This is a genomic window from Leclercia sp. Marseille-Q4284 (genome assembly GCF_916618945.1).
Taxonomy (GTDB): Bacteria; Pseudomonadota; Gammaproteobacteria; order Enterobacterales; family Enterobacteriaceae; genus Enterobacter; species Enterobacter tamurae.
Genome location: NZ_CAKAKG010000002.1, coordinates 480,859 through 491,813, shown reverse-complemented (window position 1 = coordinate 491,813; position 10,955 = coordinate 480,859). Strand labels below are relative to the sequence as shown.

9 protein-coding genes and 3 tRNA genes are annotated in these 10,955 nt (G+C 56.9%); 9 read left to right on the top strand and 3 right to left on the bottom strand.

Annotated features, from left to right (window positions below):
- Positions 1-2 precede the first annotated feature (2 nt).
- Entirely contained in the window at positions 3-971 is a 969-nt protein-coding gene (asd, locus tag LG383_RS17075) for an archaetidylserine decarboxylase (RefSeq protein WP_225759759.1), read from the bottom strand.
- A gap of 98 nt (positions 972-1,069) precedes the next feature.
- Positions 1,070-2,122, bottom strand: coding sequence for a small ribosomal subunit biogenesis GTPase RsgA (gene rsgA / locus LG383_RS17070; protein ID WP_181247284.1), 1,053 nt, complete (start codon positions 2,120-2,122; stop codon positions 1,070-1,072).
- A gap of 107 nt (positions 2,123-2,229) precedes the next feature.
- On the opposite strand from rsgA, the gene orn reads away from it, so the two are divergent.
- The 4 genes from orn to LG383_RS17050 all read left to right on the top strand — a co-directional run bounded on the left by orn (position 2,230) and on the right by LG383_RS17050 (position 3,386).
- Entirely contained in the window at positions 2,230-2,775 is a 546-nt protein-coding gene (gene orn / locus LG383_RS17065; protein ID WP_106994037.1) for an oligoribonuclease, read from the top strand.
- 197 nt (positions 2,776-2,972) lie between these two features.
- Positions 2,973-3,048, top strand: a tRNA-Gly gene (locus LG383_RS17060).
- Positions 3,049-3,198: 150 nt separating this feature from the next.
- Positions 3,199-3,274, top strand: a tRNA-Gly gene (locus tag LG383_RS17055).
- A 36-nt stretch (positions 3,275-3,310) separates the two neighbouring features.
- Positions 3,311-3,386 (top strand) — tRNA-Gly (locus LG383_RS17050).
- Between the two features lie 271 nt (positions 3,387-3,657).
- Here the strand turns inward: LG383_RS17050 and queG are convergent.
- On the bottom strand, positions 3,658-4,797 hold the full coding sequence (gene queG, locus LG383_RS17045; protein ID WP_225759758.1) for a tRNA epoxyqueuosine(34) reductase QueG: 1,140 nt from the start codon (positions 4,795-4,797) through the stop codon (positions 3,658-3,660).
- Between queG and nnr the strand changes: the two genes are divergently transcribed.
- Genes nnr through miaA form a run of 5 tightly spaced genes read left to right on the top strand, consistent with a single transcriptional unit; the run spans position 4,796 to position 10,927 of the window.
- Positions 4,796-6,322, top strand: a complete 1,527-nt coding sequence (gene nnr / locus LG383_RS17040) for a bifunctional ADP-dependent NAD(P)H-hydrate dehydratase/NAD(P)H-hydrate epimerase (RefSeq protein ID WP_225759757.1) — start codon at positions 4,796-4,798, stop codon at positions 6,320-6,322. The two genes, queG and nnr, sit on opposite strands and share 2 nt — an antisense overlap.
- Positions 6,315-6,776: a tRNA (adenosine(37)-N6)-threonylcarbamoyltransferase complex ATPase subunit type 1 TsaE gene (gene tsaE, locus LG383_RS17035; RefSeq protein ID WP_106994040.1), complete on the top strand. Its 462-nt coding sequence runs from the start codon at positions 6,315-6,317 to the stop codon at positions 6,774-6,776. The genes nnr and tsaE overlap by 8 nt, the downstream gene beginning before the upstream one ends.
- A 16-nt stretch (positions 6,777-6,792) precedes the next feature.
- Positions 6,793-8,127 (top strand): N-acetylmuramoyl-L-alanine amidase AmiB, encoded by a 1,335-nt coding sequence (amiB, locus tag LG383_RS17030; protein WP_166181381.1) that lies wholly within the window; start codon positions 6,793-6,795, stop codon positions 8,125-8,127.
- 9 nt (positions 8,128-8,136) lie between these two features.
- On the top strand, positions 8,137-9,984 hold the full coding sequence (gene mutL, locus LG383_RS17025; RefSeq protein WP_225759756.1) for a DNA mismatch repair endonuclease MutL: 1,848 nt from the start codon (positions 8,137-8,139) through the stop codon (positions 9,982-9,984).
- Positions 9,977-10,927, top strand: coding sequence for a tRNA (adenosine(37)-N6)-dimethylallyltransferase MiaA (gene miaA / locus LG383_RS17020; protein ID WP_166181383.1), 951 nt, complete (start codon positions 9,977-9,979; stop codon positions 10,925-10,927). Before mutL ends, miaA begins: the two co-directional genes overlap by 8 nt.
- The last annotated feature ends 28 nt before the right edge of the window (positions 10,928-10,955 follow it).

Below are 10,955 nucleotides of genomic sequence, written 5' to 3'. Positions count from 1 at the left end.
ACTTAGCTTTGGTCTTTTTTGTCATCAACCAGCGGGCTGGCTTCGAGTTCGGCGGCAATCTCTTCGTCGGACAGCGGGGCAGGCTCTGCGTCCGGGGTCACGAAGGTTTCCGTCGACACCGCCAGCGGCTGGCCGAGTTTGGTGACCGACAGGCTTTCGAGCTGCTCAACCAGCTTCACTTTACCCGGAGCAAACAGGTTGATGACGGTGGAGCCGAGCTTGAAGCGGCCCATCTCCTGGCCCTTCAGCAGCGCCACGGAGCCTTCGTTTTCACCTTCAGGCCAGGTCCAGCGTTTGATCACGCCTTCGCGCGGTGGCGTAACGGTTCCCGCCCAGACGGTCTCAATGCTGCCGACAATGGTGGCACCCACCAGAATCTGCGCCATTGGGCCAAACTCGGTATCGAACAGGCAGATAACGCGCTCGTTACGGGCAAAAAGGTTCGGCACGTTTTGCGCAGTCAGATGGTTTACCGAGAACAGATCGCCCGGAACGTAGATCATCTCCCGCAGAATGCCGTTGCACGGCATATGCACGCGGTGATAGTCGCGTGGCGACAGGTAGGTGGTGGCAAAGGAACCATTGCGGAACAGATCCGCCATCAGGTAGTTACCTGCCAGCAGGGCTTCCAGGCTGTAGTTATGGCCTTTGGCCTGCAGGATTTTGTCGTTTTCGATCGCGCCCAGCTGGCTGATCACGCCGTCAGCAGGCATTACCAGCACGTTCGGGTCGGTATTCAGCGGACGCACTTCATCACGCAGGGCACGCACAAAGAAATCGTTGAAGGTGCGGTAGCTGGCGGTATCCGGCTTCTGCGCCTCTTTCATGTCGACCTTGTAGTATTTCACGAACAGATCGATCACCAGCTTAGTCAGCCAGCCCGCTCGTTTGCTCGCGCCCCAGCCCGCCAGGCGAGTGAGCCACAGTTTCGGCAGAATGTATTGAAGCGAAAGTTTAAATGAGTTTAACAAGGTAGCCTCCAGGCCATTGTTTTGTCGTTCCTGATCCGGCTGCAGGAGAGCCGGAACCTGAAAAAAGGGGACGATTTTAGCGACGCTTAGCTTAGTTGTCAGTCATCAGATTCAGAAAAGCTTTTACGCGTTTTTACCTGCGCCATGCTTTCGAGAATATGGTGATAGTTTGCAAAACGGGTTTCCGCAATTTCACCGTTTTCGACCGCTGCACGAATGGCACAGCCAGGGTCGTTATCGTGTTTACAGTCACGGTATTTACACGCGCCTAAATAGTCGAGGAATTCGACAAAGCCGTTAAAGATTTGATCGGGCTCGAGATGCCACAGACCAAATTCACGCACCCCAGGGGAGTCGATCACGTCGCCGCCATGCGGGAAGTGATACAGGCGCGAGGCGGTGGTGGTGTGCTGACCCAGACCGGAGTTGTCAGAGACATCGTTGGTCAGGATCTCCTGCGGCAGACCAAGCAGGTTGTTCAGCAGGCTGGATTTACCCACGCCGGACTGACCGGCAAAAATGCTGATGCGATCGGTCAATGCCTCTTCGAGCGGCTTCAGGCCATCCTGTTTCCGGCTTGAGACCATCAGCACGCGATAGCCAATCTTGCGGTAGATATCCATCTGCTCATTAACGAAGTCCATGCCTTCGTCGTCGAGCAGATCGATTTTGTTCAGGACAATCAGCGGCTCAACCTCGAGGGTTTCACAGGCGACGAGATAACGGTCGATAATATTCAGTGACAGTTCAGGCAGGATCGCAGAGACAATCACGATCTGATTGATGTTGGCGGCAATGGGTTTTACGCCGTCGTAGAAGTCGGGGCGCGTCAATACCGACGTGCGCTCATGCACGGCTTCCACGATGCCTTTCACCGTCACGCCTTCTGCAGCGGCTTTACCCGGACGCCAGACCACGCGGTCACCGGTGACCAGCGAGCGGATGGTGCGACGGATATTGCAGCGGTGAACGTCGCCATCGCCCGATTCCACATCAGCATGCATACCGAAGCGGCTAATCACCACGCCTTCAGCGGGTTCGCCAAACAGGTTGTCGTCGTAATCGACCTTCTCCGAAGTGGTTTTAAGACGGCGCTGGTGATTGGCTTTCACGCGGCGCTGTTGCCCTTTGGAGAGTTTATTTTTACTCAATCGTGCTGGCTCCTGGTCGCCCATATTGGGCAAAACCTCTATGATACACACTAATTAATACTAGTTAACCTGCCACGGCCGGTTATACGAGAAGGGTGGAAAATAACATGAGTGCAGATGAAAACAATCTGATTTGGATCGATCTGGAGATGACCGGACTGGATCCCGAGCGCGATCGCATTATTGAGATCGCCACGCTGGTGACCGACGCGAACCTGAATGTGCTGGCGGAAGGGCCGACCATTGCCGTGCATCAGTCCGACGAGCAGCTGGCGCTGATGGATGACTGGAACGTGCGCACCCATACCGGCAGCGGGCTGGTGGAACGTGTTAAAGCCAGTACGCTGGGGGATCGTGAAGCCGAGCTGGCCACCATTGAGTTCCTCAAGCAGTGGGTGCCCCAGGGCAAGTCACCGATCTGCGGTAACAGCATCGGTCAGGATCGCCGTTTCCTGTTTAAGTACATGCCGGAGCTGGAAGCGTACTTCCACTACCGTTATCTCGATGTCAGCACCCTGAAAGAGCTGGCCCGTCGCTGGAAGCCGGAGATGCTGGACGGCTTTAAGAAGCAGGGCACTCACCAGGCGATGGACGATATCCGCGAGTCGGTGGCGGAGCTGGCTTACTACCGCGAACATTTTATTAAATTGTAAGCGCCAGGCCCGGCGGGCAGCGCTTGTCGGGTCTAAATCGCTAAAACGATTTAAAAATGCGCAATGTGACGAATATTGCAGCACTTGAACTTAATTTATAAAAAATCGCTTTTGGGGGGGTTGCAGCAGAAAGGATTTCTCGTATAATGCGCCTCCCGTAACGACAGAGAATTCATCGTTACGACAGCACAGATTTTGCGGGAATAGCTCAGTTGGTAGAGCACGACCTTGCCAAGGTCGGGGTCGCGAGTTCGAGTCTCGTTTCCCGCTCCAAATCTTTCGCTGCGCAGTAAGACCACCAATCGCAGGATTTCAAGTTGCAACAAGGCGGCAACTGAACGAATCCTTGGGAGCTTACTAAAGTAAGTGACTAAGGTGAGTGAAGGCAGCCAACGCAGTGGCGGCTTGAAAGACAAAGATTAAGCGGGAATAGCTCAGTTGGTAGAGCACGACCTTGCCAAGGTCGGGGTCGCGAGTTCGAGTCTCGTTTCCCGCTCCAAAATTTGAAAGGTATCGCAAGATACGCACCACCCAAGCGGGAATAGCTCAGTTGGTAGAGCACGACCTTGCCAAGGTCGGGGTCGCGAGTTCGAGTCTCGTTTCCCGCTCCAAATTTTTTACTCCTCTTCCAGATATCCACAGCGGCAAGCCCCGCCGGGGATGATTTGTTTCATTTCTGACAAACTCTTCTTAACAGACTTATCCACAGCTTTGCCATTTTTCAGCGAATAGCCAAATACTTCGCCTGATGAATAGTAACTTTATAATACGTTGAAAATAATAAAGAAAATTTCATTTCAAAATGTTAAGCCGATCACTTGACCTGTAGCCGGGCCCGGACTAACTCTGGCTTTTAAATTTTATTCACAGCCTGTGGAAACATCATGCATCGCGTGGTAGCCCTTTTTCGACCACCCGTACCAGCCTGATTTTCTGCGGTAATTGTACCTCTACAGCGCAGGCGTTTCGTTTGGCGATTTGCTGCGCAACCGCCCACTCTATGTGCTCATCAAGAAGTGGGTGCTCACCTCTGCGACTTCCCAGGGCCTGAATATTGGCTTCGTCCCAGGGGGCATTTCCCAGCGCGACCGCAATATTTCGCAGCCAGCGCAGATGCCCGATGCGGCGAATAGCCGATCCCTCCGTCACCTTCAGAAACCAGGCTTCGCTCCAGGCAAACAGCTCCAGAAGCGGCGGCGCGTGCAGAGCCTTACGCGGGCTGAAGTCGTCCTCCTCTGTTAACTGTGAATAACGGTTCCACGGGCAGATCAGCTGGCAGTCATCGCAGCCGTATATGCGGTTGCCAATTAACGGCCGAAACTCTTCCGGGATGGCCCCTTCCAGTTCGATAGTCAGGTAGGAGATGCAGCGGCGGGCATCGACGGTGTAAGGCTCAACGATGGCCCCGGTGGGGCAGATGGTCATGCAGGCCACACAGCGTCCGCAGCCGTCTTCGACCGGTTTATCCACCGGTAAAGGGAGGTCAATCAGCAGTTCACCGAGGAAGAAGAAGGAGCCAGCATCGCGGCTGAGGATAAGTGAGTGCTTACCTGTCCAGCCAAGCCCTGCTTTTTCAGCCAGCGGGCGTTCAAGAACAGGCGCGGAATCGACAAAGGGTCTAAAATTCAGCGTGGCGCACTGCTGCTGGATCATTTCCCCGAGCTTTTTGAGTCGGTTACGCAGCAGTTTATGATAATCACGTCCGAGGGCATAACGGCTGACGTACCCCAGCGTGGGGTCTTTCAGCGTACTGGCAAAGGCTGCCCGGGCGGGAAGATAATTCATACGTACGCTGATCACGCGCAGGGTCCCCGGCAACAGTTCATGCGGACGGGCGCGCATCATGCCGTGACGCGCCATCCACTCCATTTCGCCGTGGTATTGATTATCCAGCCATGCCTGGAGTTTTGGCTCACTGGCAGAGAGATCGGTATCGGTGATACCCACATGTTGAAAACCAAGCTCAGCGCCCCACTGTTTAATGTTTTGCGCTAACTGATTGAGATCGAGGGGCTGTGACATGACGGACCATACTGTGAAGAAAAACCCCGCAAGTATACCACATTCTGTCTGGCCCGCGGAGGCGCTACGTCGCATCGAAAAAGAGGCGGCAGACAGCATCGGCATGACCCTTTATGAGCTGATGCAGCGTGCAGGCGAGGCGGCTTTTGCCGTTGCCCGCACGGCTTACCCGCAGAGCAGACACTGGTTGATCCTGTGCGGCCATGGCAACAACGGCGGCGATGGCTATGTGGTGGCCCGACTGGCGCTCGCCGCAGGCATTACCGTCACGCTGCTGGCGCTGGAGAGCGATAAATCCCTCCCCGAAGAGGCGACAAAAGCGCGGGAAACCTGGCTGGAGGCGGCAGGCGTTATCCATGCCGCGGAGTCGGTCTGGCCCGAAGGCATCGATCTGATTGTCGATGGTCTGCTGGGAACCGGTTTACGCAGCGCGCCACGCAATCAGGTTGCCAGATTAATCACGCAAGCCAACCAGCATCCGGCCCCCGTCGTCTCGCTGGATGTCCCCTCCGGGCTGAACGCGCAGACCGGCACCACGCCCGGCGAAGTGATCCACGCCGACCATACGGTGACCTTTATCGCTCTTAAACCCGGCCTGCTGACCGGGAAAGCGCGTGATGTCGTCGGGGCGTTGCACCATAACGCCCTCGGGCTGGAGAGCTGGCTCGCCGGGCAAGAGACGGCACTCAGCCGCTTTGATGCCGCGCAGCTGGCACACTGGCTTCCACCGCGCCGTCCCACCTCTCATAAAGGCGATCACGGGCGTCTGGTGATTATCGGCGGCGACCACGGCACCGCAGGTGCTATCCGCATGGCCGGCGAAGCGGCGTTACGGACGGGAGCGGGGCTGGTGCGTGTCCTGACCCGCCGCGAAAATATAGCCCCCATTGTCACCGCCCGGCCTGAGCTGATGGTGCACGAACTGACAGCCGAGGCGCTGGACGAGAGCCTGCAGTGGGCCGATGTGGTGGTGATTGGCCCCGGTCTGGGTCAGGCGTCGTGGGGTAAAGAGGCGTTACGTAAGGTTGAGAACTTTCGGCACGCTATGCTGTGGGACGCTGACGCGCTGAACCTTCTGGCAATCAACCCGGATAAACGTCACAATCGCATCCTGACGCCGCATCCCGGTGAGGCCGCGCGCCTGCTTAACTGCAGCGTTGCAGAAATTGAAAGTGATCGCTTACATTCTGCCCAGCGTCTGGTAAAACGTTACGGTGGTGTGGTGGTGCTGAAAGGCGCTGGCACCATCGTCGCCAGCGAGGGCGGCTTTGCAGGTATCATTGATGTCGGCAATGCCGGCATGGCGAGCGGCGGTATGGGCGATGTGCTTTCCGGTATTATCGGGGCGTTGCTCGGACAGAAACTGGCGCTTTATGATGCCGCCTGCGCAGGCTGCGTCGCCCACGGTGCAGCCGCCGATCGGCTGGCTGACCAGTATGGCACGCGCGGTATGCTGGCAACCGATCTTTTTGACACGCTGCGGCGTGTTGTTAACCCGGAAATAATTGACGTAGAAAATGATTAATCGAGTGATCCCTTTACCCGACGAACAGGCAACTTTAGATCTCGGCCAGCGCGTGGCGCAGGCCTGCGAGGGCGCAACCGTCATTTATCTGTATGGCGACCTTGGCGCGGGTAAGACCACCTTTAGCCGGGGCTTCTTACAGGCGTTGGGGCATCAGGGAAACGTGAAAAGCCCGACCTATACGCTGGTTGAGCCCTACACCCTCGACAACCTGATGGTGTACCACTTCGATCTCTATCGCCTTGCCGACCCTGAAGAGCTGGAATTTATGGGGATCCGTGACTATTTCGCCAACGATGCTATTTGCCTCGTAGAGTGGCCGCAGCAGGGAACAGGCGTCTTGCCTGACCCGGATGTTGAAATTCACCTGGAGTATCAGGCGCAAGGGCGTGAAGCCCGCGTCACTGCTGTCTCCGCATCAGGTAACTCCATACTGGCGCGGTTAGCCGGTTAAAAGAAGAGATAACGGGATGATTAATCGCGTTAAAAGTTGGTTGATGGCTGCAACGGTACTGTTTTGTGCCCAGGCCGGGGCAGCAACGCTGTCCGATATTCAGGTCTCAAACGGCGACAATCAGGCCAGGATCACCTTCAGCTTTATGGGCGATCCAGAGTATGCGTTTTCGCAGGACGATAAGCGCAGCGTCGCGCTGGATATTAAACAGACCGGCGTTATCAAAGGGTTACCGCTGCAGTTCAGCGGCAATAACCTGGTGCACCGCATTCGTTCCGGTACGCCGAAAGACGATCAGTCCCTGCGTCTGGTGGTCGATTTAACGCAGAACGGCAAGACCCGGGCGGTGAAGCAGCAGAACGGCGCCAACTATATGGTGATCTTCACCATCAATGCCGATGCACCGCCGCCTCCGCCACCACCGCCGGTAGTAGCGAAGCGGGTGGAAGCGCCTGTTGTGGCACAGCGCCCGTCAGAGCCGGCCCGCAATCCGTTTAAAACCGGCAGCGATCGGATTACCAGCGTTACCAGTAGCAACACGGTGACGCGTCCGGCAGCCCAGGCGCGCCAGACAACTGGCGACAAAGTCATTATTGCGATTGATGCCGGACACGGTGGCGATGATCCTGGCGCCATCGGGCCGGGCGGGACGCGTGAGAAGAACGTGACCATCGCCATCGCCCGTAAGCTGCGGACCTTGCTGAATGACGACCCGATGTTTAAAGGCGTGTTAACCCGCGATGGCGATTATTTTATCTCGGTCATGGGCCGGTCTGACGTGGCGCGCCAGCAGAACGCTAACTTCCTCGTCTCTGTGCATGCCGATGCGGCTCCCAACCGCAACGCGACGGGAGCATCCGTATGGGTGCTTTCTAACCGTCGTGCTAACAGCGAAATGGCAAACTGGCTTGAGGAACATGAAAAGCAATCCGAGCTGTTAGGCGGGGCAGGCGACGTACTGGCGAACAGCCAGTCGGATCCCTACCTGAGCCAGGCGGTACTGGATTTACAGTTCGGCCATTCCCAGCGTGTCGGGTATGATGTGGCGACTAACGTCCTGAATCAGCTGCAAAGTGTCGGTTCTCTGCACAAACGCCGCCCGGAACATGCCAGCCTGGGCGTGCTGCGTTCGCCGGATATCCCGTCCATTCTGGTGGAAACGGGCTTTATCAGTAATCACGGTGAAGAGCGCCTGCTGGGCAGCGACAGCTACCAGCAGCAGATTGCCGAGGCGATTTATAAAGGCCTGCGCAAGTATTTTGATTCGCATCCGCTCCAGTCTGCACCGCAGGGTGGCGCGGGGCAGACCGCCAGCGCCGTATTACCGGGCGAGTCGACCTCGACCAACTAAGGAGATTTCATGCCGATTCAGGTTCTGCCGCCGCAGCTTGCGAACCAAATCGCCGCCGGTGAGGTGGTAGAACGCCCTGCGTCGGTCGTGAAAGAGCTGGTGGAAAACAGTCTTGATGCGGGCGCGACCCGCATCGACATTGATATTGAACGCGGCGGCGCGAAACTCATCCGCATCCGTGATAACGGCTGCGGCATCAAAAAAGAGGAGCTGGCCCTGGCGCTGGCCCGTCACGCCACCAGCAAAATCGCCTCCCTCGACGACCTTGAAGCCATTATCAGCCTCGGTTTTCGCGGCGAAGCACTGGCCAGTATCAGCTCCGTCTCCCGCTTAACGCTCACCTCCCGCACCGCAGAACAGCCGGAAGCCTGGCAGGCCTACGCCGAAGGCCGGGATATGGACGTGACGGTCAAACCTGCCGCGCACCCGGTGGGCACCACGCTGGAAGTGCTGGACCTGTTCTACAACACCCCCGCGCGGCGCAAGTTTATGCGCACCGAGAAAACCGAATTCGGTCATATCGACGAGATTATTCGCCGCATCGCGCTGGCGCGTTTCGATGTCACCATCAACCTGAGCCATAACGGCAAGATGATGCGTCAGTACCGCGCCGTGGCGCAGGGCGGGCAGAAAGAGCGTCGGCTGGGCACCATTTGCGGTACGCCGTTTCTGGAACAGGCGCTGGCTATTGAGTGGCAGCATGGCGATCTGACCCTGCGCGGCTGGGTGGCCGATCCAAAAGCCAGCAGTGCGGCGTTTTCGGAGATCCAGTATTGCTACGTCAACGGACGTATGATGCGCGACCGCCTGATCAACCATGCCATCCGCCAGGCGTGCGAGGATAAACTCGGTGCCGGAGAGCAGCCCGCTTTTGTGCTGTATCTGGAGATCGACCCGCATCAGGTAGATGTGAATGTCCATCCGGCGAAGCATGAAGTGCGTTTTCATCAGTCGCGGCTGGTGCATGACTTTATCTACCAGGGCGTACTGAGCGTATTGCAGCAGCAGGCCGACCCGACTCTGCCGTTGAGTAACGTGGAGCCTGCGCCGCGGACGATCCCGGAAAACCGCGTTGCGGCGGGCAAAAACCAGTTTGCTGAACCGGCTGTCGCCCGTGAACCTGCCGCCCCGCGCTTTGCATCCGGCGGCTCAGCCCCTCGCGCGTCTGGCGCCAGTTATCCCCATGCCCAGCCGGGCTACCAGAAGCAGGCGGGCGCGGTCTATCGCACCTTGCTCGATACCCCGGCGCCTGCCCAGAAAACAGAAGATGTCGCACCTGCAACCTCAACGCTGGTAGGGCATAGCCAGAGTTTTGGCCGGGTGCTCACGATCGTATCACCGGATGCGGCCCTGCTGGAGCGTGACGGCCAGCTGGCGCTGTTGTCCCTGCCGGTAGCCGAGCGCTGGTTAAAACAGGCGCAGCTTGCACCTGGTCCACAGCAGGCCTGCGCCCAGCCGCTGCTGATCCCGGTGCGGATAAAAATCTCGGCGCAAGAGACGCAGATCATCCAGCGTTATCAAAAGGCGCTGGCTGAAATGGGCATCGAGGTAGTGACCGAAGCGCACCATGTCACGCTTCGGGCGGTGCCTTTACCCTTACGCCAACAAAATTTACAAAACTTGATTCCTGAACTGATAGGCTACCTGGCGCAACAGACGACGTTTGATGCCGCCAACACCGCACAGTGGATCGCCCGCCAGTTGGCCAGCGAACATTCGACGTGGAGTATGGCGCAGGCGATCACAGTGCTGGCGGAGGTCGAGCGCCTCTGCCCGCAGCTGGTAAAAGCGCCGCCGGGTGGTTTATTGCAACCTGTAGATCTACAAATGGCTAAGAACGCCCTGAAAAATGAGTGACTTGAGTAATACCAGCCTGCCTAAGGCGATATTTTTGATGGGGCCAACGGCCTCCGGTAAAACCGCGTTAGCCATTGAGTTACGTAAAGTTTTGCCAGTAGAGTTGATTAGCGTTGATTCCGCCCTTATTTATCAGGGGATGGATATTGGTACGGCAAAGCCTAACGCAGACGAGTTACGCGCGGCCCCGCACCGATTACTGGATATTCTTGACCCGGCGCAGGCCTATTCGGCGGCAGATTTTCGTCGCGATGCGCTGGCGCAGATGGCAGAGATCACCGCAGCAGGGCGTATTCCCCTGTTAGTGGGTGGAACCATGCTCTATTTCAAAGCCTTACTGGAAGGGTTATCGCCGTTGCCATCGGCAGACCCTGCGGTTAGAGCAAAGATTGAGCAACAGGCGGCAGAGCAGGGATGGGGTGCGCTGCATGAGCAACTGGCTGAGATCGATCCGGTTGCCGCAGCACGTATTCATCCAAATGATCCGCAAAGGCTTTCCCGGGCACTGGAAGTTTTTTTCATTTCGGGTAAAACTTTAACGGAACTGACGCAAACGTCAGGAGAGGCTCTGCCGTATCAGGTGCATCAGTTCGCCATCGCCCCGGCGAGCCGTGAACTGCTCCATCAGCGAATTGAGCAGCGTTTTCATCAGATGTTAGCTTCAGATTTTGAAGCAGAAGTGCGGGCGCTATTTGCCCGTGGAGATTTGCATACGGACATGCCTTCCATTCGTTGTGTGGGTTATCGCCAGATGTGGTCATACATTGAAGGTGAAATTTCACATGATGAAATGGTTTATCGAGGTATTTGCGCCACGAGACAGTTGGCGAAACGCCAGATGACCTGGTTGCGCGGTTGGGATGGTATCCACTGGTTAGACAGTGAAAAGCCCCAACAGGCGTTACATGATCTATTACAGGTTGTTGGTGATATCGCAGACTGAATGTGTACAATTAAGTCGTATCGTGCGC